Raw genomic sequence first — 23,788 nt, 5'->3', positions numbered from 1 at the left:
ATGCAACAGTTCAAAGAAAGTTCAGCGGACTCAATGTATGTTACGCGGTTTTAAGTGATGTGTGGTTAGCGGGTATGTACGAGTTCAATCTGGTGTTGCTGCTGCTTCAGCAGATGTGCGTGTTTTTGGTTATCGCGTGGTTGATGAGTAAAACGCGTCTGTTTATCCCGCTGATGCAGGTTACGGTTCGTTTACCGCATAAATTCCTCTGCTATATCATCTTCTCTATTTTCTGCATTATGGGCACCTGGTTTGGCCTGCATATTGACGATTCCATCGCCAACACGCGTGCTATTGGCGCGGTGATGGGCGGTTTGCTGGGGGGACCGGTGGTCGGTGGGCTGGTGGGCTTGACCGGTGGCTTACATCGCTACTCAATGGGCGGTATGACGGCGCTCAGTTGCATGATTTCGACCATTGTCGAAGGGCTGCTGGGAGGGCTGGTGCATAGCGTGTTGATTCGCCGTGGCCGGACCGACAAAGTCTTTAGCCCGTTGACGGCAGGGGCAATTACCTTTGTGGCTGAACTGGTGCAGATGCTGATCATTCTGCTGATTGCCCGTCCGTTCGAAGATGCGCTGCACCTGGTCAGTAACATTGCGGCGCCGATGATGGTGACCAACACCGTCGGGGCGGCGTTGTTTATGCGTATTCTGCTCGACAAGCGCGCCATGTTTGAAAAATACACCTCGGCGTTTTCGGCGACCGCGCTGAAAGTGGCGGCCTCCACCGAGGGGATCCTGCGTCAGGGCTTTAACGAAGTGAACAGCATGAAAGTGGCGCAAGTGCTGTATCAGGAACTAGATATTGGCGCGGTGGCGATTACCGATCGCGAAAAACTGTTGGCGTTTACCGGGATTGGCGACGATCACCATTTGCCTGGCAGACCTATCTCGTCGACCTACACGTTAAAGGCGATTGAAACCGGAGAGGTGGTCTACGCCGATGGCAATGAAGTGCCATACCGGTGTTCATTGCACCCGCAGTGCAAATTAGGTTCGACACTGGTTATCCCGCTACGTGGAGAGAACCAGCGGGTCATGGGCACCATTAAGCTGTATGAAGCGAAAAATCGTCTCTTCAGCTCGATCAACCGCACGTTGGGGGAGGGGATCGCCCAGCTATTGTCGGCGCAGATTCTGGCGGGTCAGTATGAGCGGCAAAAGGCGCTGCTTACCCAGTCGGAAATCAAATTGCTGCACGCGCAGGTGAATCCTCATTTTCTGTTTAACGCGCTCAACACGATTAAGGCGGTGATCCGCCGCGACAGCGAGCAGGCAAGCCAGTTGGTTCAGTACCTTTCGACCTTCTTTCGTAAAAATTTAAAACGCCCGTCGGAGATTGTTACCCTTGCCGATGAGATTGAGCATGTGAATGCCTATTTGCAGATCGAGAAGGCCCGCTTCCAGTCTCGTCTACAGGTGACGCTGACCGTGCCGGACGCGCTTTCGCACCAACAACTGCCCGCATTTACCCTGCAACCCATCGTTGAAAATGCCATCAAACATGGGACTTCCCAGCTACTGGGAACCGGCGAGGTCTCCATTACCGCGCGCCGTGAAGGGCAGTATCTGATGCTGGATATTGAAGACAATGCCGGACTGTATGAGCCAACGAACAATGTCAGCGGCCTCGGTATGAACCTGGTGGATAAACGGCTGCGGGAGCGATTTGGCGACGACTACGGTATCAGCGTGGCCTGTGAACCCGATTGTTTTACCCGAATAACTTTACGACTTCCTCTGGAGGAACACGCATGATTAAAGTGCTGATTGTGGATGACGAGCCGTTAGCGCGGGAAAATCTGCGGATTCTGCTAGAAGTTCAGAGTGATATCGACATTGTGGGTGAATGTTCAAACGCCGTGGAAGCGATTGGTGCGGTGCATAAACTACGCCCTGACGTCCTGTTTCTGGATATTCAAATGCCGCGCATCAGCGGGCTGGAAATGGTGGGGATGCTTGACCCGAAACACCGCCCTTATATCGTCTTTCTGACGGCATTTGATGAGTACGCTGTTAAAGCTTTCGAAGAGCATGCGTTTGATTATTTGCTCAAGCCCATCGAAGAAACACGGCTGGAGAAAACGCTGGCGCGTCTGCGTCAGGAGCGGAGCAAGCAGGATGTTTCGGTACTGCCGGAAAATCAACAGGCATTAAAATTTATTCCCTGTACCGGACATAGCCGGATTTACCTGCTGCAACTGGATGATGTGGCGTTCGTCAGCAGCCGGATGAGCGGTGTCTATGTGACGAGTAGCGAAGGCAAAGAAGGTTTTACCGAGCTGACGCTCAGAACGCTGGAAAGCCGCACGCCGCTTCTGCGCTGTCATCGCCAGTATCTGGTTAACATGGCGCATTTGCAGGAGATCCGCCTTGAGGACAATGGTCAGGCTGAACTGCTGTTGCGTAACGGGCAGACAGTACCGGTCAGCCGTCGCTATTTAAAGACCCTGAAAGAGGCGTTGGGGCTGTAAATCATGTATACTCGTCGCGCTTCAAGTTGCAGCTGCGTTAGCTGCGCTCGTTCACCCCTGTCACATAGTTCTCTATGCTCCAGGGGATTCGCTCGCTTGCCGCCTTGCTGCAACTCGAACTGCTTAGAGTAGAGACTTAACCCCCGCATTTTTTATTTTTCACCATCACCGAAGGCACTATGGTCAGTAACGATATTTTACGCAGCGTCCGCTACATCCTGAAAATCAACAATAACGATCTGGTGCGTATTTTCGCGCTGGGGGAAGCCGAAGTGACGGCGGAACAACTGGTTCCCTGGCTGCGTAAAGAAGATGAAGAGGGCTTCGTGCGTTGCCCGGACATCTTAACGTCGTGCTTTCTGAACGGTCTGATTTATGAAAAGCGCGGACGTGATGAATCGGCTCCGGCACTGGCGGTTGAACGTCGCATTAACAACAATATTATGCTGAAGAAGCTGCGTATTGCGTTTGCGCTGAAAACCGATGATATCCTCGCCATTATGACCGAGCAGAAGTTCCGCGTTTCGATGCCGGAGATCACCGCCATGATGCGCGCCCCTGACCACAAAAACTTCCGTGAATGTGGCGATCAGTTCCTGCGTTATTTTCTGCGTGGGCTGGCGGTGCGTGAGCACGCGAAAAAAGCCTGAACGTTGCAGGCCTGATAGCGCTACGCTTACCAGGCCAGTGCTACCCGACATAAAAAAAACGCTGCCGAAGCAGCGTTTTTTTATGCAGATTATTTCACCTGCTGACCCGGCTTCGCGCCTTCATCCGGGCTTAACAGGAAAATATCCTTTCCACCAGGACCTGCGGCCATCACCATCCCTTCAGAGATGCCGAAGCGCATTTTGCGCGGCGCCAGGTTGGCGACCATCACCGTATGGCGACCGATCAGCACCTGCGGATCGGGATAAGCCGTACGGATCCCCGAGAAGACGTTACGTTTCTCACCGCCAAGATCGAGCGTCAGACGCAGCAGCTTATCGGAGCCGTCAACAAACTCGGCGTTTTCGATCAGTGCGATGCGCAAATCCACTTTGGCGAAATCATCAAAGCTGATGGTTTCCTGAATCGGGTCGTCTGCCAGCGGACCGGTTACCGGCGTGCTCAGCGCTTTGACTTCTTCTTTAGAGGCTTCAACCAGTGCTTCGACTTGTTTCATCTCGATGCGGTTGTAGAGCGCTTTGAAGACATTTACTTTGTGCGCGAGCAGCGGCTGCGCCATGGCATCCCAGTTCAGTTCCGTATTCAGGAACGCTTCCGCACGTTCGGTCAGCGTTGGCAGAACCGGCTTCAGATAAGTCATTAGCACGCGGAACAGGTTGATACCCATTGAGCAAATCGCCTGCAGGTCGGCATCGCGGCCTTCCTGTTTCGCAACGACCCACGGTGCCTGTTCATCGACATAACGGTTGGCGACGTCGGCCAGCGCCATGATTTCACGGATCGCTTTACCGAATTCACGGCTTTCCCACGCTTCGCCAATTACCGCTGCGGCGTCGGTGAAGGTTTTATACAGCTGCGGGTCAGCCAGCTCAGAAGCCAGTACGCCATCAAAACGCTTGTTAATAAAGCCCGCGTTACGCGACGCAAGGTTAACCACCTTGTTGACGATATCGGCGTTCACGCGTTGCACGAAATCTTCCAGATTCAGATCGATATCATCAATACGGGAAGAGAGCTTCGCGGTGTAGTAATAACGCAGGCTGTCGGCGTCAAAATGGTTCAGCCAGGTGCTGGCTTTAATGAAGGTGCCGCGTGATTTTGACATCTTCGCGCCGTTCACTGTCACATAGCCGTGAACAAACAGGTTCGTCGGTTTGCGGAAGTTGCTGCCTTCCAGCATCGCGGGCCAGAACAGGCTGTGGAAGTAGACAATATCTTTACCGATGAAGTGATACAGTTCGGCATCGCTGTCTTTCTTCCAGTATTCGTCAAAGCTTACGGTGTCGCCGCGCTTGTCGCACAGGTTCTTGAATGAACCCATGTAGCCGATTGGCGCATCCAGCCAGACGTAGAAATATTTGCCCGGCGCATTCGGAATTTCAAAACCGAAGTACGGCGCATCGCGGGAGATGTCCCACTGTTGCAGACCGGATTCAAACCATTCCTGCATTTTGTTTGCGACCTGCTCCTGGAGTGCGCCGCTGCGGGTCCACGCCTGAAGCATCTCGCTGAAAGAGGGCAGGTCAAAGAAGAAGTGCTCAGAATCACGCATTACTGGCGTGGCGCCGGAAATCACGGATTTCGGCTCGATAAGCTCAGTTGGGCTGTAGGTCGCGCCGCACACTTCGCAGTTATCGCCGTACTGGTCCGCCGCCTTACATTTCGGGCAGGTGCCTTTGACAAAACGGTCCGGCAGGAACATGCCTTTTTCCGGATCGTAAAGCTGAGAGATGGTGCGGTTTTTGATAAAACCGTTCTCTTTCAGGCGCGAGTAAATCAGCTCGGACAATTCACGGTTCTCATCGCTGTGCGTCGAGTGGTAGTTGTCATAGCTGATGTTGAAACCTGCGAAATCAGTCTGATGCTCCTGACTCATTTCGGTAATCATCTGCTCAGGCGTGATGCCCAATTGCTGTGCTTTCAGCATGATTGGCGTGCCGTGGGCGTCGTCTGCGCAGATGAAGTTAACCTGATGGCCGCGCATTCGCTGGTAACGGACCCAGACATCAGCCTGGATGTGCTCCAGCATATGGCCGAGGTGGATAGAGCCGTTTGCGTACGGCAGCGCGCACGTTACCAGAATTTTCTTCGCGACTTGAGTCATAGTAGGTATTACTTCTTCTCTATTAAAAGGGGGTTCTGATGTTACCTGAAAGGGAATAACTACGCCAAGTGATAAGGGCATTTATCCATAAATGAATATTTGTTACCACTGGAGTAGACTAGGTAGTTACAATCGTTTTTTCAGAACAACAAAAAGGAGTCGGGATGAACGCACAATCCCAGGCCAAATCACCAGAAACCTTGCGCGCTATGGTCGCCGGGACGCTGGCGAATTTTCAGCACCCCACCTTGAAGCATAATCTTACAACGCTTAAAGCGTTGCATCACGTTGCCTGGATGGATGACACGCTGCACGTTGAGCTGGTCATGCCGTTTGTCTGGCACAGCGCGTTTGAGGTGTTAAAAGAGCAATGTAGCGGTGACCTGCTGCGGATCACAGGCGCAAAAGCGATCGACTGGAAGTTGTCACACAACATTGCGACGCTTAAGCGTGTGAAAAACCAGCCGGGTATTAACGGTGTTAAGAACATTATCGCGGTCAGTTCCGGTAAAGGCGGAGTGGGTAAATCGTCTACTGCGGTGAACCTGGCATTAGCGCTGGCTGCGGAAGGGGCGAAGGTCGGCATTCTGGATGCGGATATTTACGGTCCGTCTATTCCCACGATGCTCGGCGCAGAAAATCAACGTCCAACGTCACCTGACGGCACCCACATGGCGCCGATCATGTCTCATGGGCTGGCGACGAACTCAATCGGGTATTTGGTGACAGAAGATAATGCCATGGTATGGCGTGGTCCAATGGCCAGCAAAGCGCTGATGCAGATGTTGCAGGAGACGTTGTGGCCCGATCTGGATTACCTGGTTCTGGATATGCCGCCGGGAACCGGTGACATTCAATTGACGCTGTCACAGAACATTCCGGTGACGGGAGCTGTGGTCGTCACGACCCCGCAGGACATTGCGCTTATCGATGCCAAAAAAGGCATTGTGATGTTCGAGAAGGTCGAAGTGCCTGTACTGGGCATTGTTGAAAACATGAGTATGCATATCTGTAGCCACTGTGGTCATCATGAGCCGATCTTTGGCACGGGCGGCGCGCAGAAGCTGGCGGAGCAGTACCGTGCTCAGTTGCTGGGACAGATGCCGCTGCATATTAGCCTGCGTGAAGACCTCGACCGGGGAACGCCGACGGTGATCAGCCGTCCTGACAGTGAATTCACAGCGATGTACCGAGAACTGGCTGACCGTGTTGCCGCGCAACTGTACTGGCAGGGTGACGTTATCCCGGGCGAAATTGCCTTCCGTGCGGTCTAATATTCGCTAATTTACGCCTCTAATCCGTTCGCCACATCAATATTAAACTGGTGTGGCGAACGCTTTTAACCTGCCATAGCTTCCATTTCGCTTATCTCGTTTAAAGATAACGCACATGTCTGAAATCGAAACGCAACGCGATGTAAGTTATGGCAGAACGCGTAAGAATGAGTTCGCGGTGAATAATTAAGAAAGCAGTTTCTGAGTTCCCCCTCTGAAAAGAGGGGGAAATTTGATTATCGGTGATAAAAAATCTCGCCGTCGTAGGCTTTCACGATTTTGCCATCGGTATCGTTGACCAGAACGTAAGCGCTGCCCATATAAGTCCAGTGAGTTCCCGCATCCGGAGCAGGCAGGTTGCGCAGTTGCCACTGTTTAATTTTGTACTCATCAGTAAGGTACAATTGCGGGACGGTATCCCCGGGTTTGAAATGGGTGAAGTCGGCAACAAATCCGCTTAATTCGTACTGAGCGATGCCTGTTTTGGCTCCCGTAGCGGCCCAGACGGTGCTGGTTGCTATCATCAGGGCGCCCATCAACATCATTTTCTTCATACCCATATACTCTCCACTTTCCACTCTATCGGGTCACAAAATTTAGCCGTGTATCATTCCCACTGCGTGGTATGTGTGACAAGCACTTTTTTGTAATCACACCTATTATTTCGTAAAAAGTGTAAACGAAAGCGCCAATAAACGGTATCACTAACCCGTAGTCCCTTTTGCGAACAGTGGTTTTAAGAATCATCCAGGTCAATTTTCGGTTTGCATTGCATGATGCAGACAACGTCGCTCTATATCCATGTTGAAAGAAGGGATTAATAATTATATTTTATTATCGCTCATCCTTAAGCGATTATTACTTACTTCGCATATCCAGCAAATTGGTCATTCTTCATTACGGCAATTTTATGGTTTTTATAAGTGATGATTTTATAGATCCCTTGTTGCCATGTGGCACCGTATCCACCGGATTCAATCACCACCGCCGGTTTACCATCGACCGTGACGCTCTCGTTAATTTTCCAGATGATTTTTAAGCCGTCATAGTGCTTGATGATTGTTTGGCTATCAGAAACAGCCTGGTGATGACCACACGTACCGGCAGCATCCTCGACTTGCGTACAGCCAGATTTCTCCAGGTTATCGCGATAAGAATGGCTGATAGCAAAAGCCGGAGAGGTGGCCAGTGTAGCCAGAACCAGAGATACAATTAGCGTTTTCATTAATAACCCTCGCTGTTGGCGTTTTTGTGATGGTGGTGAGTCTGTTCGGTTTTATTACTGTACAGCGCGTTGGCATTTTCTAATGCTTGTTTCTCCGCTGCGGCGTTAATTGCCGATTGGCGGTTTTGATCTGCGATATAGCAAGCATCGCGACTGACGCCCTGAGACTCGCATGCCGCCATACGAGAAGCGGAGGTCGAGCAGCCACTCAGAATAGCGCACGCGGTGGCCAGAATAAGAATAGCTTTCATCATATACCTTTATTTATTTGAAATATGTCTTCATCTCATCCCCTGTTATATAAAGGGGAGTGCCGTTATTAGAAACCGATACCCACGCCTGCACCCATCGCAAAATCATTATTGGTTGAATCGCTAATTCCTGCTTTGATAATGGTGTTACTGCCTGCGTGGAAAGATGCACCAACACTTAACGCTTGCTCATTTTTAAAAGAACCCACGCCAGCAGAAACCATCATGGCCTGGCTTGCCTGAACCTGCGGCATTGAAGCAATCGCAATTGCTGAAGCAGCGCCGCTGCGAGCCTCTTTTTTATTACTATCGACTTCATCTTTTAACGAATTGAACTGCGCATTGCTGCTGGCTTGCTGTTGAGTGAAAAACTGCTTCGCATCCTGAAGGTCTTGCGCGACATTTGCCGATTGTCTAGCGGTAGCGGTAATAGCCTGGCTATTACTGGCAACTTTCGATTGCGTCGCGGTATCGACTTTTGTCACCGTGGTGGTGACTCCATCGCGCCCATCTTTGCCATCTTTTGGTTTAGGGGCGTCTTCAAGGGCTTTAATGCGGTTGTCTTCGTGGATATTTTGATTCAATAACGCATGATTCACTTGCTGCTGGTCGGCTTTGTTAGTGGTGATTTGCGTTTGCAAATTCTTATCCCCACTTAAACGGTTCGCCGCTTCACTATCAACAGTGCTCTGATCCGCTTTGGTGTTGAATAAAATACCAATTTGATGATTATTCGAGGCAATTTGGCCAGTATGTAAATCGGCTTGCGTTTGAACATCATCCACTTTTTTGTTTACGACAATGACTGCATCTTTCGTGCTATTTAAATCAGCATCAACAGACGTAATGCGATTGGTATTATTTTGAATCTGATCCAGGTCGTATGTTTTAACAGACTCATCAACCCCTTTAACAGCGATAAAGGTATTTGTACCATCTATCGTACCGATATAACCAACGCTGGCAGCATGAGCAGAAGAAATGGCGATGGCGCTAAAAACAACGACAGAAACTGCAGATTTAACAAATTTCATTTAAACATTTCCACAAGAAATTAACATAAGTGTTATTACTGTTATTTTTAAGCGTTGAGACGGCCTTTGTCTCTTCCAGACAATATCTTACCGAGTGGTGACTAATTTCCTTTTTTAGTAACGCGAATAAACTATCCAGCAACGTGATAGGTTAAACTTTGATGTAGATCACGCATGGCACGAATAGCTAAAGTTTTGGGGGGTGAAAATCTGCTGTTATCCAGATCAATAGAAGATTAGAGAATAAATGGAAGGGCTGTTGAATTATATTTAATCTAAGAATGAACTGTTTGTAACCTGGGTTATTATTTATTTCTGATACTTTATTTTGTTTTTTCTGGTTCACTATTTTGAATTTTATTGATGATACGTAGTGTTAATATTTTAGATAGGATGGTTCTATTAGATGGCTTAAAGTAGAGTAAGTGATATTGATATGTAAAAAATATGCATAGCATTAATCACGGCTAGCATGCTCAATAACGTCATCTTTACGCTTTAACGAATGCAACACGGTGTTATCCGGATGAAATATTGACGGTAAAAATGGGCGTGATATGTACTGGCGTCATTTATCGTTTTCGCTTTCTTGCTGACCCTGAAACAGGGCTGGATATCAGCCTGCCAGCGAGGGCTTGCAATCGCCAACTGCTTTCCTTACTCTGTTAATAATCAAGCGATTTGTACTACTAACGACTCGGGGTGCCCTTCTTAAATGAAGGCTGAGAAATACCCGTACCACCTGATCTGGATAATGCCAGCGTAGGGAAGTCTGACACTGCTCGTGTCTCATCTTCTTCACGCGGGCAGGAGCTGAACATGCAGCCTGACCTGCACAGCCGCGCTCTGGCGGCTCGTACCTTGCACCAATTTCGAACACTTTCTCCTCTCACACACTGTATGACGAATGATGTCGTACAAACGTTTACAGCGAACACATTGCTGGCGTTAGGCGCTTCACCTGCCATGGTGATTGAACCTGAAGAGGCCGGCCAGTTTGCCGCCATCGCGAGTGCGCTTCTGATTAATGTCGGAACACTGACACAGGCACGCGCTGAAGCCATGCGCACGGCGGTGGAGCAGGCGCGCATTGCCAATACCCCCTGGACGCTTGACCCCGTCGCCGTGGGCGGACTCGATTTCCGTCGTCACTTCTGCCTGACGTTGTTGGCGCAGCAACCTGCCGCTATTCGCGGGAATGCGTCTGAAATTCTTGCGCTTGCCGGAATGTCTGCGGGCGGACGCGGAGTGGATACTACCGATACAGCCGCCTCGGCGTTACCTGCTGCGCTTGCCCTGGCGCGTCAGTACGGAAGTGTCGTGGTGGTGACGGGAGAGGTGGATTACGTGACCGATGGTCAACGCACCGTCTGTGTCACCGGTGGCTCACCTTTGATGACGCGTGTCGTGGGTACGGGGTGTGCTTTATCCGCGGTGGTGGCGGCAATCTGCGCGTTGCCGGGGAATACGCTGGACAATGTCGCCTCCGCCTGTAGCTGGATGAAGCAAGCGGGGCAAATAGCAACCGATCGCAGTCAGGGACCCGGCAGTTTTATTCCTGCTTTTCTTGATGCTCTCTATAACCTGAACGCGGAGGAATACGCATGAAACGGATAAATGCTTTAACCATTGCTGGCACGGACCCCAGCGGCGGTGCGGGAATTCAGGCCGATCTGAAAACATTCTCGGCCCTCGGTGCGTATGGTTGCTCCGTCATTACCGCGCTGGTCGCGCAAAATACGCGCGGCGTTCAGTCGGTCTACCGAATTGAACCTGATTTTGTCGCGGCGCAGCTTGATTCTGTGTTCAACGATGTGCGAATTGATACCTCCAAGATCGGTATGCTGGCGGAAACCGATATCGTTGAGGCGGTGGCCGAACGTTTACAGCGCCATCAGGTGAAAAATGTGGTGCTGGATACCGTCATGCTGGCAAAAAGCGGCGATCCGTTGCTTTCGCCTTCCGCCGTTGAGACGCTGCGAACCCGCTTGTTGCCGCAGGTATCCATTATTACGCCAAATTTACCTGAAGCCGCGGCGTTGCTTAACGCTGAACATGCGCGTAGCGAGCGGGAAATGCTGGAGCAAGGTCGCGCGCTGCTGGCGATGGGCTGCGGCGCGGTGCTCATGAAAGGAGGACATCTGGACGATGCTCAAAGCCCGGACTGGCTGTTTACGCGCGAAGGCGAGGTGCGTTTTACCGCCCCCAGAGTGAACACCAAAAACACCCATGGCACGGGCTGTACGCTGTCGGCGGCGCTGGCGGCGCTTCGTCCTCGCCACCAAAATTGGGCAGAAACGGTGCAGGAGGCAAAAATCTGGCTTTCTGCGGCGCTGGCTCAGGCAGATACGCTGGAAGTGGGCGAGGGGATTGGGCCGGTACATCATTTCCACGCATGGTGGTAATGGTAGTATACTGGCAACAGACTCGTCTGCCAGGAAAAAGATAAATGGAACAATCGCATACCCGGCTGATTGCGCAACTGAACGAACGAATTTCAGCGGCGGATAATACGCCGCTCTACATGAAGTTTGCAGAAACGGTCAAGAATGCTGTGCGTAGCGGAATTCTTGAGCATGGCAATATTTTGCCTGGTGAGCGTGATCTTAGCCAGTTGACTGGCGTTTCGCGAATTACCGTTCGTAAAGCGATGCAAGCGCTGGAAGAAGAAGGGGTGGTGACTCGCGCGCGCGGATACGGGACGCAAATCAACAATATCTTTGAGTATTCCCTTAAAGAGGCGCGTGGTTTTTCTCAGCAGGTGGTCTTACGCGGTAAAAAGCCCGATACGCTGTGGGTCAATAAACGCGTTGTCACCTGCCCGGACGAGGTGGCACAACAACTGGCGATTGCGAGTGGAAGTGATGTCTTCCTGCTAAAACGCATTCGCTATGTGGATGAAGATGCGGTTTCCATCGAAGAATCATGGGTGCCGGTGCATCTTATTCATGACGTGGATGCCATTGGCGTCTCACTGTATGACTATTTCCGCAGCCAGCACATTTTTCCCCAGCGTACGCGTTCTCGCGTTAGCGCACGTATGCCGGATGCTGAGTTTCAGTCACATATTCAGATGGACAGCAAAGTGCCGGTGCTGGTGATAAAGCAAGTGGCGCTTGATCAACAACAGCGGCCCATTGAGTACAGCATCAGCTACTGCCGCAGCGATCTATACGTTTTTGTGTGCGAGGAGTAGCTCTTCGCGCAGGGGCGCGCAATCTCCCCCGCGATGCCCAACCACCCAGGATGCCACTGCGTTGCCGAGCAGCACGGCATCTGCCAGTGACCAGCCGGATGACAGTCCGGCCAGCACACCTCCGGCATGGCTGTCGCCTGCGCCGATCGTGTCTACGACCTCGACAGGAAACGCCGGGACGCAGCCCGCAGCGTGCTGACTGAAGTACCATGCGCCGTCTTTATCGTGGCGCACGACCACCGGCGCTGAAAATCGCGCCAGCCATGCTGCGCCAAAGGCGGTCATTTCGGTGCTGAGTTCAAAACGTTCGGCGGCGATTTCCGCCTCCTGGCGGTTGAGAGACACCAGCGGACGCAGCGCCATAATCCGTGACATTAATGCGTCAGGAATATCGCCGATGCGTGGGCCAAAATCGATAAAAGGCGTCACGTCGTCCAGACTTTCCAGCCAGCATACCAGCCGTTCACCGCAAGGGGCGGCGAGCTGATAGCCGGAAAGGTAGAGCAAACTCTGGCGGGGGACGGACAACTGCGCCAGCCAGTCGCTATTCCACTGGTTTTCTACGCCGCTGAATGACATAAAGGTGCGCTCGCCATCAGGCTCCACCAGGGCCAGACACCAGCCGTTATCGCCTTCGGCGTTGTCGATAAGACTCAGTAAACCCTCTTTTGCCATTCGGTTACGGATAATATCAGCCCATACGCCCTGGCCCAGCGGCAGGGCATTGCTGGCTTCAATCCCCAGACGTTTTAAGGCCACGGCGATATTCAGCGCGCAGCCGCCAACATGCACACCCTGTTGTTTTAACTCAATGTCGCAGCCGCGCCAGGGCAGAGCCCAGGCATCGGCAATCACGTCAATCACCGCCGCGCCCACCACGGTGACAGGGCGACGGGTGGTCAGGGTCGGCAACAGATCTCGCAAGTGTGCGGCATTCATGATACCTCCCGCATTTGACGCAAACGCACCAGTTCGGTGGCGTAGCGATCAAAATCCAGCTGATTAACCGCATCCAGTTCTTGTTTCAGGTCCGGGGAGATAGCCCCAATACCGTTTAATGCACCGCAAATCGCGGTCGCCATCGCGCCAATGGTGTCGGTATCGCCGCCGAGATTGGCGCAGAGGATCGCGCAACGATTCGGGTCGGTCTGCGCCAGCTCCACCATCGCGATGGCGCAGGGAACAGATTCAATGGTACTGGTGCCCGCCCCGACGACCTGGTAAAGCTGTTCGCTGGCGGATTCAACGCCGTTGGCTTCACGAACGATCTTCAACGCCAGTTCCAGGCGGGCCGAGAGCGAAGCGCTAAAGGTGGTGATGCGTTTTTGCTGGGCGTGATGGGCGATGGCAGGCAGTGAGTCGACAATTCTCTCCCAGGGCTCGCCATCAATCGCACGAGATATCGCCCACGCGACCACCACGGCACCGGCCACCGCGAGATCGGACTTATGCGTTGGACTGGAGGCCAACGCCACCTCATCGATAAAGGTATCCAGAGAATGCGTCGGCAACAGGCAGCCTAATGGTGAGACGCGCATCGCAGCACCGTTAGTGACGCCGTTGTTCTCAAGCTCAGCCACCGGTTTACCGTTACGAATGGCGTTAAGCGCAATTTTGGATGTTGGGCCCAGCACGTTTTTGTTGAAAGCATCGAAGCGTTCCGCCCACGCCAGAATGTTGCGTCCGATCAGGTCAGGATTAATTTTCCCGTCACATTCGAGCAAGGCATCCGCCAGACACAGCGCCATGGAGGTATCGTCCGTAAACTCCGCACGATTAAAATAACAGGCGGCGTTGTTCTCCTCCGGGCCTGGCAGGAAGCGGTCAATCCAGCCAAAATGTGCTTTTACGCGCGTTCTTGGCCATAGCTCAGACGGCATTCCCATCGCATCTCCTAATGCTTGCCCGTAAAGAGCGCCGAGAATACGTTCAGCTTTCATTTTACTTCCCCTTTTGTCAGTGCAATATCGCGATCGTCCACGTTAATCGCGGTGATTTCCTTATCGGATTCGCGAAAGAAAATCATAAACAGGACGGCAATCACCGCGATCATCACCGCGCCAAATGTCCACATGCCCGCCCAGTTGAAGGTGAGGCCGTTTACCGGTTCTTTATACGCAAACATCTTTTCCATCATCATGCCGCCGAGACGGTAGCCCAGCAGACTGCCAAACCCCTGGCAGCAGAGCGTAATCAGACCCTGAGCCGCCGTACGCATATGAACGGGCGCTTTTTTGTCGACATAGATGTAGGCCGTTACGTAGTAGAAGTCGTAACTTACCCCATGAAGCAGAATGCCGAGGAACAGCAGGGCGTAAGTGAAGTATTCCTCTGCGCCGCCGTAAATAAAGAATCCGTAGCGAATGGCAGCGGTGATAAGACCAAGCAATAGAACCTTTTTAATACCAAAGCGTTTGGTAAAGAAAGGCAATGCCAGCATAAAGAAGATTTCAGAGAACTGCCCAAGCGTCATCCAGCCGGTCGCATTCTGCATGCCCACTTCCGTCAGATAGCCATTGGCGAAGATGTAGTAAAACGCCAGCGGCATGGCAAACAGGAATGAACAGAAGAAGAAGACCAGAAAGTTTTTATCACGCAGCAGGATCAACGCGTCCAGACCCAGCATCACTTTGAGATCCAGCTTGCCGGTACTTTTTGGCGGCGTATCCGGCAGGAAGAGGGCAAAGACGCCCAGCAATGCCGAGCTGCCCGCGGTGATAAGCAGCGGAATATTGGTCGGCGAGATATCGCTGTAACCCAGCATCTGCGGTAAGAATCCGCAGGCCAGACCGGAGGCTATCCAGCCGATCGTCCCCATGACGCGGATGCGCGGAAAGTCGCTTTCAACATCCCCTACGTTGGCAAACGCAATGCTGTTGGTCAACGCGATGGTCGGCATATAGGTGAGCGAGTAGGCCAACAGCAGCGGGAAGAAGCCGGAAAATGTGGTTTGCTGCGCGGCGAAATACATCAACACGGCGCCTGCAAGCATCAGTACTGCTAACACTTTTTGCGCGGAGAAAAAGCGGTCAGTTAACGAGCCGACGAGGATAGGGGAAAGGATGGCGGCGATGGCGGTACACGCGTAAGACCAGCCGATTTCACCGGCAGTAAAACCGCTTTTACTCAGCCACAACCACAAAGGGACGAACCAGGCGCCCCAGATAAACCATTCAACAAACATCATGAACGACAGCTTCACTGTAGTTTTCATCTTTAAATCCTTCATGACAGGTAAGGTACGCTCAGACACTACCATTAAATAATACCTTTAAAATACCTTTGAGCTGCAAATTTGACCGCTGTAACACTTTTTTGTACGTGAATCGTGCCAGCAGATAGCGCTGAAAAGTGTCTTAAAGTTGGAAAAAATGCCCACCTGATACCAGGCTTATGGCTGCCCGCAAAAAGGCGGGTCAGGATAATACACACTCCGATACGCAATCGGAATGACGGGAGCATAGCTATGACTGATATTGCGCAGTTGCTTGGCAAAGACGCCGACAGCCTTTTACAGCATCGTTGTATGACCATTCCTTCTGATCAACTTTATCTGCCCGGACATGACTACGTTGACCGCGTGATGGTTGATAATAATCGCCCGCCCGCTGTCCTGCGTAACATGCAGACGCTGTATAACACCGGGCGTCTGGCAGGGACCGGGTATCTCTCTATTTTACCTGTCGATCAGGGGGTAGAACACTCTGCCGGGGCGTCCTTTGCGGCGAATCCACTTTATTTTGATCCGAAGAACATTGTGGAACTGGCGATTGAGGCGGGCTGTAACTGTGTGGCCTCCACCTACGGCGTACTGGCGTCGGTTTCTCGACGCTACGCGCACCGCATACCATTCCTCGTGAAACTCAACCACAACGAGACGCTGAGTTACCCCAATACCTTTGATCAAACGTTGTATGCCAGCGTCGAGCAGGCATTCAATATGGGCGCGGTGGCGGTCGGCGCAACCATCTATTTTGGTTCGGAGGAGTCGCGTCGCCAGATTGAAGAGATTTCAGCTGCCTTTGAGCGTGCGCATGAGCTGGGAATGGTAACCGTGCTCTGGGCGTATCTGCGTAATTCAGCCTTCAAGAAAGACGGCGTGGATTACCATGTGTCTGCCGACCTGACCGGGCAGGCCAACCATCTGGCGGCCACCATTGGCGCGGACATCGTCAAACAGAAAATGGCGGAAAACAACGGCGGCTATAAAGCGGTTAACTTCGGCTATACCGACGATCGTGTCTACAGCAAGCTGACCAGCGATAACCCCATCGATTTAGTGCGTTACCAACTGGCGAACTGCTACATGGGGCGTGCGGGGCTGATTAACTCCGGTGGTGCCGCAGGAGGAGAGACCGATCTCAGTGACGCCGTACGTACTGCGGTTATCAACAAACGTGCAGGCGGCATGGGCCTGATTCTGGGGCGCAAAGCCTTTAAGAAATCGATGGCGGACGGCGTGAAATTGATCAATGCCGTACAGGATGTCTATCTGGACAGCAAAGTGACCATCGCCTGATATCACTCATTCCTCTCTCGCTGTGGGAGAGGAATGTTCTCCATGACTTCAGCGAAGCAAAGGACAGTCTGGCGGCAAGCGGCAGCGCAATGCGGCGGGCAGGATCTCAATGTGAAACTGTTGACCGCTGAGCGGTTCGCCATCCAGGTTAAAGGTTATTTCGTGCGGTGCCTGAATATCAAACCACGATGAAGCGCCGTCGATGATGTTCGGGTTTTCCTCGGGTTGCTTCAGTGTCGATAGCAACGCAGGGAGGAGTTCTTCGCCCGTGAAGATCCGCAGCTGTAAAAGACCATCATTAATGAGCGCATCCGGGCAGAGCTGTTGTCCGCCGCCAGCCTGACGGCCATTTCCAATGCCAATAACCAGCGCGTCGCCTTGCCATTGAAAGTTCTCGCCCCGGATTTCGCAACGGTCAGGTTTAAGGGTATCCATCCGCATCAACCCATGAATAAGGTACGACACGCCGCCCAGCGCCGCTTTCAGTTTTTCTGGCGTTTCGGTCGTGATCCGCGTACCGAACCCGCCGGTCGCCATATTAATAAAATAGGTTTTATCATTGACCTGCGCGATATCGATTTCCACCGCAGAACCGGCGATGGCCAGCTTGAGGGCGTTGTCCAGCGCATCAGGAATTCCCACGCTGGTGGCGAAATCATTGGCGGTGCCCAGCGGCAAAATCCCGAGGGCAGGGACGTTTGCCCCCTGACACTGGATGAGCGCGGTAGACACTTCATTGATCGTGCCGTCACCGCCCCCCGCGATAACGGTCTCAACGCCTAACTGGCGGGCCTCTTCGACATAACGTTGCGCGTCGCCCTTTTCCCAGGTGATGCGGACATGGATCTCTACGCCTTCGTTACGCAGCAACGCAATGGCTTCGCGTAGAAGTGGGTTGTCTGCACTTTTACCATTCAGGATCAGTAAGCTGGCGGGGAATTTTGCCATCCGTTATCTGCCTTTTTCATTAATCTGTTGAAAGTGTAGAGCAGAACGGGAAAGAGAGGTTCAGAACAGGATGAAATACCGATGCGTTTAACCAGGATTAGGGACAGTTCTCAGTAAATAATGCATGTGGAAAATGCAGTTTTTTTGTCTTTGATGATGTTGCGGTGACGTGACCGTTGGCAAAGTGCCAGAAGCGGACATTGCTAATACCAAGGCGTGTTGAACAATAGGGAACAGGTCAACCCAATTACTATTTAATGCCCAGCCGTACGACAACCCCAAACCAGAAATATAGTTCTCTGTTAGCGTTCTGTTACCTGAGTTGAGGTTGCGCATACCCATTCATTCTTCTGAGTAAGAAATACGATATCCACCCTCAGCCATGAGAACGTTTGCAAATCCAGCTCGGTCGAGGTGCATTCCTGCAATGAGCAGTTTCTCCCTGACTGCCTGTTGCAGTATTTTTTTTCGTGTTTCTTCGGCCTGAGCGGGATTGCAATCAAATTCAATGGAAACGGCCGGATGCGCTGACTGAATATGTGGGAAATGGACGATGTCTCCCCATATCAATAAACTTTTATCTCCAGCATTGATACGAAATCCGGTATGACCTGGCGTGTGGCCCGGTAGCCATACCGGGAAAATACCCTCTGTTATTTCGCTCCCGCCAATAAAGTGTAATTTCGCTGCATAACCTTCTAATGTTCGACGGACCAGCATGAAATTACGTTGCCTACGCTCGCTGGCCATTTTCATTTTTTCATCATCCTGCCAGTATTCTGCTTCGAGAGGATGAAGATGAAGTTCAGCATGTTTATAGGCTGGTCGTCCTTCAGCGTCCAGCAGACCGCCGATATGATCAGGATGGCCGTGTGTCAATAAAACGGTGTCCACATCATCTGGGGAGACCCCAACTTCGCTGAGGTTTTTTTCGAGCAGACCTCCCACGTTGTTAAGACCCCCGGTACCGGCATCAACGAGTATGGTTCGCCCCCTACCGCGGATTAGATAACAGTAGATATGAATATTTCCGGGTTCAGCGATCCCGGCACTTTGCTGAATTAACCTGGCATCAGCTATTTCAATGCCTGACAGTAAATCCAGGCTGGCTGGCATACTACCATCACTCAGGGCAGTAACCAGAAAATTCCCAATCTGACAGGAGGTAAAAGGTGGATAGTTCATAAATACCCCAAGGTTAGTTTCGAGCGTGTATTTGCGGTGCGGTAAAGCCAAAACAGCGAATACGTACCATCAGCCCCATGGTCTGTCGAATGGCCAGGTCCAGTTCGCTCATAAAATTCTCCATCACTTCCGGCGTACGCCATTTTGTCAGACGATAAAAGAGTTCCGCGTAGACCGGATGCCCGCATCCCGGTCTTACATCGACATATATGATGTGAACCTTTTCCGGTTCTGCACCGAGAATATCACTGCACAGCTTACTGCAGTGACGGGTGAAATTTGGCTGTTCAGTGAACCTGTCGGAATGATCAGCCGAAATATAAAAAGTAAGGTTAGGCATGATTTTTCGGTTTTCCTCCCTGATGAGCCTTCACAGAGTTTTGCAATTGTGTTGTAAGAGGTTCGTAGAGATATGCGTCGGGTACTGTGCCTGCTAACTGTGCAGCAGTTTCCCATGCAAGAACGTATGCCACTCGCCGCTCCGGGAAATTATCCAGCCCTGACGCCTGCATTTCCAGCGGCCTGTAACCCAGTTCGGTCTCTATAAAACTGATCGGATGAGAGCTGAGCAGCAGTATTTCCTCTGAGGATACGGCCGGAGCCAGGCATTCGCATTCATACAGATTACGGTGCCAGTCAGTAATATGCGTCTGCCAGTGGGAGAAATTACCGCCGCCTTTTAGCCGGTACTCGTCACTGATGATAACGTCCGCATCGTTAACGGTATGAATGGCGAGATAAACAGGACAGCCTGGCTGTCGGGCCCGGAAACGCTGGGACGTGCTGAATCCGCTGACAGAGACCAATGCGGGAAGTTTTTCCAGGCTGTAAAATTTATTCCAGGCTTCCTCGCTTTTGGGATCGTTATAAGTGCATTCCACGATATACAACATCGACTTACCTCTGCATGAATAAATATTGAATCTGCTCAATGATTTTTCATCATGCTACATGCTGTATTTTCGGCTATAAAACGATATTACTTCATCAATCAGTGATATTACGTCACTGAAAGGTCATCGTATGCACAAATCAAGGGACAGTTATTATGCGCAGAAAAATTCCGAGTAGTACTTCCCTGCAGGCTTTTGATGCCGCCGCCAGACACGGTAATTTTGCCCGGGCAGCAGAGGAGTTATCGCTGACGGAAGGAGCCATCAGCCGACAGATCGCACGCCTTGAGTCTTTGCTGAACTGCAAACTTTTTGACCGGGCGGGAAGCCGCGTAAAGCTTAATCCTGTCGGGGCTCGCTATGCACATCACGTACGCGAAACGCTCGAACGGCTCGACAGGGACACCCAATACATAATGGGAATGCCTGAGGGTAGTAAAAGTCTGGATATTGCCGTCCTGCCAACGTTCTCCAGTCGATGGCTTATTCCCCGCCTGAACGGCTTTAGAGCGATGTACCCGGGAATAACATTAAATATAGCGGCCAGAACAGACCCTTTCATTCTCACCGGGAGTGGCTTTGACGCCGTCGTTCATTTTGAGCATCCTGCATGGGCGGGCATGCGCATGCATTTTCTCTTTCAGGAAAAACTGCTTCCTGTGTGCCATCCTGCACTGCTAACGAAAAAGAACGTCAATGAGCAGTTGAACGAACTGCCCCGCATTCACCGGCGGCAGAACCCGGAAGCATGGCATAACTATGCCCAGGAAAGCGGGATAGTCCTTGATAATCCGGCTCAGGGTGTCCGGTATGACCTTCATGAAATGGCGATAGCGGCCGCACTGGCGGGACAAGGCGTGGCAATGGTTCCGCGCATGTATGTTGACAAAGAGCTGCGTAGCGGAATACTTGTCGCGCCCTGGCCAGAATCAGAGCACCTGAGCAAAAAATTCTGTTTGGTAAAACCACAGGAAACTGGAATAAATGAACCTGCACTGCAGGATTTTGAACGCTGGCTCCTGACGGAAATCAGTTGACGTTAATGTCCGTTCCTCGCTCATAGCTGCCGTTTAGATACTGTGCATAGCTAACTGTGTATTATCAGCAGATCAACCTGCGATGGACTGAATCACCTCAACGTTGGACTGACCCCGCTCCGGTAGACGATCCTGCCCGATAGCGGAAACTGTTTCCTGGTGACCACGACCCACGTAAGCCGATGAGCGAAAATACCATCAATAAGGCGCTGCGCACGATGGCCGTAGAGCCCTGTAAGCAGTGTAGCGGCAACGTTAATAGTCGGCATTTTTGTCTGGATTATCACTTTTGTTTCTCTTGTCTTATGTATTATTGCTGTGGTTCAATATTGAGAATGAAAAAAAAAGAACCAGAAGAAATTTTGGAAATAATTTATCAACAATGTTAACTATTGATGAAATTAAAGTAACATCTCGTAAATTTGTCTTTTTTTATTTCTCATAGACGAGAATTTACATATCATGATATAATGTGACAGAAAAACACGCAGGTTATTAACCTGCCAGTAATGTAAATAAATTTTTTAGGAGACTATTCCAGTGGGACGTAAATGGGCCAATATTGTTGCTAAAAAAACGGCTAAAGACGGTGCAACGTCTAACGTATATGCAAAGTTCGGTGTAGAAATCTATGCTGCTGCTAAACAAGGTGAACCAGATCCAGAATTAAACTCATCTTTAAAATTCGTTATTGAACGTGCGAAACAAGCACAAGTTCCAAAACACGTTATTGATAAAGCAATTGATAAAGCCAAGGGTGGCGGAGATGAAACGTTCGTGCCAGGCCGTTATGAAGGCTTTGGACCAAATGGTTCAATGATCATCGCTGAAACATTGACTTCAAATGTTAACCGTACAATTGCTAATATCCGCTCAATTTTCAATAAAAAAGGCGGGAATATCGGTGCGGCAGGTGCTGTCAGCTATATGTTTGACAATACTGGAGTGATTGTATTTAAAGGAACAGACCCTGACCATATTTTTGAAATTTTGCTTGATGCTGAAGTTGAGGTTCGTGATGTAACCGAAGAAGAAGGGAACATCATTATCTATACTGAATCTACAGACCTTCATAAAGGAATTGCAGCGCTAAAAGCTGCTGGGATTACTGAATTTTCAACAACAGAATTAGAAATGATTGCTCAATCAGAAATTGAACTTTCACCAGAAGATTTAGAAATCTTTGAAGGGCTTGTTGATGCCCTTGAAGATGACGATGACGTTCAAAAAGTATATCATAACGTTGCAAATCTCTAATTATAAATTAAAGAAATCTGTCATTGTGGCAGATTTTTTAACTTATAAATTTGTTATAAAAAACATATCTGGCCAGATATATTGATTATAAAAAATAGATAAAAACCACTATCTCCAAGAAGAAATTACATTAATTGAAATTTCTGGCCTTAACTATCTGATGATAGACGGCAAAGGAGCACCTGCAAGTTCAGTTTTTCAAAACACGATTTAATTTTTATATGCGACGGCTTATATGATTTCAATGTCTTACCGAAATCCAGATTTTTCAATTGAAAATTTATTGATATTCTGCGTCAGGCTTCAGCGTACTTTGCTCTGACGGAGGTCGACCGCCATGGTAAGTGTCAAATCACGTTATTTCAGCAATACTTAATCCTCTCCACGATAGCGTTGCCCCAGTGTGTTGTATCCCATAGCCGAACACACCTCTGATTTCTTCAAGCAGAGCAACCTCAGACAGATGAGTGCTCCGGCGCTGATTCTGTTTACGACCACAGTCAACAAACTCCTCATTAAATATCCTTCAAACCATCAGGATTTGTGAAATCCGCCATAATTAGTAGGGATATTCAACGGTAGGAGACAATCATGAAGGAGTTACTAAAGCTAAATATCGACGAGTTCAAAACTCACTTCCTGGGGAGGTGATTCTGTAAATAGACCCGTTTTAGTTCCATGCATTTTTTGAGATCCCAGCCAAATAATGGTGTTGTCGATATTCCTCCGGCGTCATATTGTTCAGTGATTCATGCGGGCGTTCACAGTTATATTCTGACAACCATTTTTCCGTGATTTCCCGCACTTCATTCAGCGTTCTGAACAGATAAAAATCGAGTATTTCTGTACGGTATGTCCGGTTAAAGCGCTCAATGAAAGCGTTCTGCGTCGGCTTACCCGGCTGGATAAACTCCAGTTTTACTGCATGTTTCTCTGCCCATTCAGCCAGTGCCAGTGAGATAAATTCCGGACCATGCGTAGCATGACCGGATAGCCACGATTTGCCGCGTTCCTGTCGAGTACACGGACCACTCGCAGAGCTGGCAGATTCAGATCAATTTCAATCGACAACGCCTCACGGTTAAAGTCATCAACGACATTGAACGTACGAAAACGACGGCCACAGACCAGGGCATCATGCATAAAATCGACAGACCAGCTCTGGTTCAGCGCTTCCGGCGTGACCAGTGGCGAGGGATTACGCACCGGCAGCCGTTGTTTGCCCTTACGGCGAAAATTCAGCTTCAGCAGACAGTAAATACGGTGGATCCTTTTGTGATTCCACGGGTATCCCTGCCGCCGCAGAACCTGGAAGAGTTTCGGAAAACCGTATCGTGGGTATCGCTCTGCCACTGCCTGCAACGCGACAATAACGGGTTCGTCACGCGTGGTATCCGGGCGATAATGGTAAGCCGTTCTGCTCAGGTTCAGGCTCCGGCAGGCCTGACGAATACTGAGTCCGAACGTCGTTATCAGATGAGTGACCAGCTCACGCTTAAAGGCTGGTTTTAAAGCTTTTTTTCGATAACGTCTTTCAGCGCCCGGTTCTCAAGGCTCAGGTCGGCAAACATCTGTTTGAGACGTCGGTTCTCGTCCTCAAGATCCTTGATCTTTTTAATATCAGAAGCCTCCATGCCACCGTATTGATCCTACCCACGTAATGTGGACACGGCCCTAAGCGAGGTTCTGGTTTTCAAACTGTTCCGGGCTGAGTCCGCCA

22 protein-coding genes, 2 pseudogenes and 1 riboswitch are annotated in these 23,788 nt (G+C 50.6%); of the genes and pseudogenes, 11 read left to right on the top strand and 13 right to left on the bottom strand.

Annotated features, from left to right (window positions below):
• The first annotated feature begins 74 nt into the window (after positions 1 to 74).
• From AC07NP_RS17820 to AC07NP_RS17810, 3 genes are all read left to right on the top strand, one after another.
• Complete coding sequence (locus tag AC07NP_RS17820; protein ID WP_494661266.1) at positions 75 to 1,760, top strand: LytS/YhcK type 5TM receptor domain-containing protein; 1,686 nt, start codon at positions 75 to 77, stop codon at positions 1,758 to 1,760.
• The gene (gene btsR / locus AC07NP_RS17815) at positions 1,757 to 2,476 is read left to right on the top strand and encodes a two-component system response regulator BtsR (protein ID WP_494661265.1); all 720 of its coding nucleotides are present in this window, start codon (positions 1,757 to 1,759) and stop codon (positions 2,474 to 2,476) included. Before AC07NP_RS17820 ends, btsR begins: the two co-directional genes overlap by 4 nt.
• Positions 2,477 to 2,655: 179 nt before the next feature.
• Positions 2,656 to 3,126 (top strand): YehS family protein, encoded by a 471-nt coding sequence (locus AC07NP_RS17810; RefSeq protein ID WP_490470339.1) that lies wholly within the window; start codon positions 2,656 to 2,658, stop codon positions 3,124 to 3,126.
• An 89-nt stretch (positions 3,127 to 3,215) separates the two neighbouring features.
• On the opposite strand, the gene metG is transcribed toward AC07NP_RS17810, so the two are convergent.
• Entirely contained in the window at positions 3,216 to 5,249 is a 2,034-nt protein-coding gene (gene metG, locus AC07NP_RS17805; RefSeq protein WP_494661264.1) for a methionine--tRNA ligase, read from the bottom strand.
• 164 nt (positions 5,250 to 5,413) lie between these two features.
• Here metG and apbC point away from each other — a divergent pair, with 164 nt between their 5' ends.
• Positions 5,414 to 6,523 carry an iron-sulfur cluster carrier protein ApbC gene (gene apbC / locus AC07NP_RS17800; RefSeq protein WP_494661263.1) on the top strand — a complete coding sequence of 370 codons (1,110 nt, stop codon included), beginning with the start codon at positions 5,414 to 5,416 and terminating at the stop codon, positions 6,521 to 6,523.
• Positions 6,524 to 6,759: 236 nt separating this feature from the next.
• Here the strand turns inward: apbC and AC07NP_RS17795 are convergent, their stop codons facing one another.
• The 4 genes from AC07NP_RS17795 to AC07NP_RS17780 form a co-directional block, all read right to left on the bottom strand.
• Entirely contained in the window at positions 6,760 to 7,083 is a 324-nt protein-coding gene (locus tag AC07NP_RS17795) for an RcnB family protein (protein WP_490470342.1), read from the bottom strand.
• A 302-nt stretch (positions 7,084 to 7,385) separates the two neighbouring features.
• Complete coding sequence (locus tag AC07NP_RS17790; RefSeq protein WP_494661262.1) at positions 7,386 to 7,748, bottom strand: hypothetical protein; 363 nt, start codon at positions 7,746 to 7,748, stop codon at positions 7,386 to 7,388.
• Positions 7,748 to 8,002, bottom strand: a complete 255-nt coding sequence (locus AC07NP_RS17785) for a hypothetical protein (protein WP_494661261.1) — start codon at positions 8,000 to 8,002, stop codon at positions 7,748 to 7,750. Before AC07NP_RS17785 ends, AC07NP_RS17790 begins: the two co-directional genes overlap by 1 nt.
• A 65-nt stretch (positions 8,003 to 8,067) precedes the next feature.
• Positions 8,068 to 9,033, bottom strand: coding sequence for a YadA C-terminal domain-containing protein (locus AC07NP_RS17780; protein ID WP_494661260.1), 966 nt, complete (start codon positions 9,031 to 9,033; stop codon positions 8,068 to 8,070).
• Between the two features lie 688 nt (positions 9,034 to 9,721).
• Positions 9,722 to 9,819, top strand: a riboswitch (TPP riboswitch).
• A gap of 33 nt (positions 9,820 to 9,852) precedes the next feature.
• On the opposite strand from AC07NP_RS17780, the gene thiM reads away from it, so the two are divergent.
• Genes thiM through AC07NP_RS17765 form a run of 3 tightly spaced genes read left to right on the top strand, consistent with a single transcriptional unit; the run spans position 9,853 to position 12,229 of the window.
• Positions 9,853 to 10,641: a hydroxyethylthiazole kinase gene (thiM, locus tag AC07NP_RS17775; RefSeq protein ID WP_494661259.1), complete on the top strand. Its 789-nt coding sequence runs from the start codon at positions 9,853 to 9,855 to the stop codon at positions 10,639 to 10,641.
• On the top strand, positions 10,638 to 11,438 hold the full coding sequence (thiD, locus tag AC07NP_RS17770; protein WP_494661258.1) for a bifunctional hydroxymethylpyrimidine kinase/phosphomethylpyrimidine kinase: 801 nt from the start codon (positions 10,638 to 10,640) through the stop codon (positions 11,436 to 11,438). Before thiM ends, thiD begins: the two co-directional genes overlap by 4 nt.
• 44 nt (positions 11,439 to 11,482) lie before the next feature.
• Entirely contained in the window at positions 11,483 to 12,229 is a 747-nt protein-coding gene (locus AC07NP_RS17765; protein ID WP_494661257.1) for a GntR family transcriptional regulator, read from the top strand.
• On the opposite strand, the gene AC07NP_RS17760 is transcribed toward AC07NP_RS17765, so the two are convergent.
• The 3 genes from AC07NP_RS17760 to AC07NP_RS17750 are packed head-to-tail and all read right to left on the bottom strand — an operon-like array spanning position 12,203 to position 15,443.
• On the bottom strand, positions 12,203 to 13,168 hold the full coding sequence (locus AC07NP_RS17760) for a PfkB family carbohydrate kinase (protein WP_494661256.1): 966 nt from the start codon (positions 13,166 to 13,168) through the stop codon (positions 12,203 to 12,205). The genes AC07NP_RS17765 and AC07NP_RS17760 overlap by 27 nt on opposite strands.
• The gene (locus AC07NP_RS17755; protein ID WP_494661255.1) at positions 13,165 to 14,169 is read right to left on the bottom strand and encodes an ADP-ribosylglycohydrolase family protein; all 1,005 of its coding nucleotides are present in this window, start codon (positions 14,167 to 14,169) and stop codon (positions 13,165 to 13,167) included. The genes AC07NP_RS17760 and AC07NP_RS17755 overlap by 4 nt, the downstream gene beginning before the upstream one ends.
• Positions 14,166 to 15,443 (bottom strand): nucleoside permease, encoded by a 1,278-nt coding sequence (locus AC07NP_RS17750; protein WP_494661254.1) that lies wholly within the window; start codon positions 15,441 to 15,443, stop codon positions 14,166 to 14,168. Before AC07NP_RS17750 ends, AC07NP_RS17755 begins: the two co-directional genes overlap by 4 nt.
• Before the next feature lie 252 nt (positions 15,444 to 15,695).
• Here AC07NP_RS17750 and fbaB point away from each other — a divergent pair, with 252 nt between their 5' ends.
• The gene (gene fbaB / locus AC07NP_RS17745) at positions 15,696 to 16,748 is read left to right on the top strand and encodes a class I fructose-bisphosphate aldolase (RefSeq protein WP_203360688.1); all 1,053 of its coding nucleotides are present in this window, start codon (positions 15,696 to 15,698) and stop codon (positions 16,746 to 16,748) included.
• Positions 16,749 to 16,796: 48 nt separating this feature from the next.
• Here fbaB and yegS read toward each other — a convergent pair whose 3' ends face one another.
• The 4 genes from yegS to AC07NP_RS17725 all read right to left on the bottom strand — a co-directional run bounded on the left by yegS (position 16,797) and on the right by AC07NP_RS17725 (position 19,774).
• Positions 16,797 to 17,696, bottom strand: a complete 900-nt coding sequence (gene yegS, locus AC07NP_RS17740) for a lipid kinase YegS (RefSeq protein WP_494661253.1) — start codon at positions 17,694 to 17,696, stop codon at positions 16,797 to 16,799.
• 342 nt (positions 17,697 to 18,038) lie between these two features.
• A complete protein-coding gene (locus tag AC07NP_RS17735) occupies positions 18,039 to 18,881 on the bottom strand; it encodes an MBL fold metallo-hydrolase (protein WP_494661252.1) in 843 nt (280 codons plus the stop codon).
• 13 nt (positions 18,882 to 18,894) lie between these two features.
• The gene (locus tag AC07NP_RS17730) at positions 18,895 to 19,221 is read right to left on the bottom strand and encodes a hypothetical protein (RefSeq protein ID WP_494661251.1); all 327 of its coding nucleotides are present in this window, start codon (positions 19,219 to 19,221) and stop codon (positions 18,895 to 18,897) included.
• Positions 19,214 to 19,774, bottom strand: coding sequence for a sugar ABC transporter (locus AC07NP_RS17725; protein ID WP_494661250.1), 561 nt, complete (start codon positions 19,772 to 19,774; stop codon positions 19,214 to 19,216). The genes AC07NP_RS17730 and AC07NP_RS17725 overlap by 8 nt, the downstream gene beginning before the upstream one ends.
• A 155-nt stretch (positions 19,775 to 19,929) precedes the next feature.
• Here AC07NP_RS17725 and AC07NP_RS17720 point away from each other — a divergent pair, with 155 nt between their 5' ends.
• From AC07NP_RS17720 to AC07NP_RS17710, 3 genes and pseudogenes are all read left to right on the top strand, one after another.
• A complete protein-coding gene (locus AC07NP_RS17720) occupies positions 19,930 to 20,811 on the top strand; it encodes a LysR substrate-binding domain-containing protein (RefSeq protein WP_494661249.1) in 882 nt (293 codons plus the stop codon).
• A 149-nt stretch (positions 20,812 to 20,960) separates the two neighbouring features.
• Positions 20,961 to 21,041 (top strand): annotated as a pseudogene (locus AC07NP_RS17715) (hypothetical protein); the annotation flags it as partial.
• A gap of 310 nt (positions 21,042 to 21,351) precedes the next feature.
• Entirely contained in the window at positions 21,352 to 22,068 is a 717-nt protein-coding gene (locus tag AC07NP_RS17710; protein ID WP_494661248.1) for a YebC/PmpR family DNA-binding transcriptional regulator, read from the top strand.
• Positions 22,069 to 22,738: 670 nt separating this feature from the next.
• Here AC07NP_RS17710 and AC07NP_RS17705 read toward each other — a convergent pair.
• Positions 22,739 to 23,714, bottom strand: a pseudogene (locus AC07NP_RS17705) (IS3 family transposase); the annotation flags it as partial.
• Positions 23,715 to 23,788 lie beyond the last annotated feature (74 nt).

It is taken from the genome of Citrobacter sp. GW821-FHT07H02 (genome assembly GCF_059418505.1).
The sequence above is the reverse complement of the archived record's forward strand: the minus strand, read 5'-3'. Positions and strand labels throughout refer to the sequence as shown.

Excerpts from the sequence above, each read along its gene's own strand:
- apbC (WP_494661263.1), top strand. The coding sequence starts at position 5,414 with ATGAACGCACAATCCCAGGCCAAATCACCAGAAACCTTGCGCGCTATG.
- thiD (WP_494661258.1), top strand. The coding sequence starts at position 10,638 with ATGAAACGGATAAATGCTTTAACCATTGCTGGCACGGACCCCAGCGGC.
- AC07NP_RS17820 (WP_494661266.1), top strand. The coding sequence starts at position 75 with ATGTACGAGTTCAATCTGGTGTTGCTGCTGCTTCAGCAGATGTGCGTG.
- yegS (WP_494661253.1), bottom strand. The coding sequence starts at position 17,696 with ATGGCAAAATTCCCCGCCAGCTTACTGATCCTGAATGGTAAAAGTGCA.
- metG (WP_494661264.1), bottom strand. The coding sequence starts at position 5,249 with ATGACTCAAGTCGCGAAGAAAATTCTGGTAACGTGCGCGCTGCCGTAC.
- fbaB (WP_203360688.1), top strand. The coding sequence starts at position 15,696 with ATGACTGATATTGCGCAGTTGCTTGGCAAAGACGCCGACAGCCTTTTA.
- AC07NP_RS17790 (WP_494661262.1), bottom strand. The coding sequence starts at position 7,748 with ATGAAAACGCTAATTGTATCTCTGGTTCTGGCTACACTGGCCACCTCT.
- AC07NP_RS17725 (WP_494661250.1), bottom strand. The coding sequence starts at position 19,774 with ATGTTGTATATCGTGGAATGCACTTATAACGATCCCAAAAGCGAGGAA.
- AC07NP_RS17810 (WP_490470339.1), top strand. The coding sequence starts at position 2,656 with ATGGTCAGTAACGATATTTTACGCAGCGTCCGCTACATCCTGAAAATC.
- AC07NP_RS17760 (WP_494661256.1), bottom strand. The coding sequence starts at position 13,168 with ATGAATGCCGCACACTTGCGAGATCTGTTGCCGACCCTGACCACCCGT.
- AC07NP_RS17765 (WP_494661257.1), top strand. The coding sequence starts at position 11,483 with ATGGAACAATCGCATACCCGGCTGATTGCGCAACTGAACGAACGAATT.
- AC07NP_RS17780 (WP_494661260.1), bottom strand. The coding sequence starts at position 9,033 with ATGAAATTTGTTAAATCTGCAGTTTCTGTCGTTGTTTTTAGCGCCATC.
- AC07NP_RS17720 (WP_494661249.1), top strand. The coding sequence starts at position 19,930 with ATGCGCAGAAAAATTCCGAGTAGTACTTCCCTGCAGGCTTTTGATGCC.
- thiM (WP_494661259.1), top strand. The coding sequence starts at position 9,853 with ATGCAGCCTGACCTGCACAGCCGCGCTCTGGCGGCTCGTACCTTGCAC.
- btsR (WP_494661265.1), top strand. The coding sequence starts at position 1,757 with ATGATTAAAGTGCTGATTGTGGATGACGAGCCGTTAGCGCGGGAAAAT.
- AC07NP_RS17755 (WP_494661255.1), bottom strand. The coding sequence starts at position 14,169 with ATGAAAGCTGAACGTATTCTCGGCGCTCTTTACGGGCAAGCATTAGGA.
- AC07NP_RS17795 (WP_490470342.1), bottom strand. The coding sequence starts at position 7,083 with ATGGGTATGAAGAAAATGATGTTGATGGGCGCCCTGATGATAGCAACC.
- AC07NP_RS17785 (WP_494661261.1), bottom strand. The coding sequence starts at position 8,002 with ATGATGAAAGCTATTCTTATTCTGGCCACCGCGTGCGCTATTCTGAGT.
- AC07NP_RS17730 (WP_494661251.1), bottom strand. The coding sequence starts at position 19,221 with ATGCCTAACCTTACTTTTTATATTTCGGCTGATCATTCCGACAGGTTC.
- AC07NP_RS17750 (WP_494661254.1), bottom strand. The coding sequence starts at position 15,443 with ATGAAAACTACAGTGAAGCTGTCGTTCATGATGTTTGTTGAATGGTTT.
- AC07NP_RS17735 (WP_494661252.1), bottom strand. The coding sequence starts at position 18,881 with ATGAACTATCCACCTTTTACCTCCTGTCAGATTGGGAATTTTCTGGTT.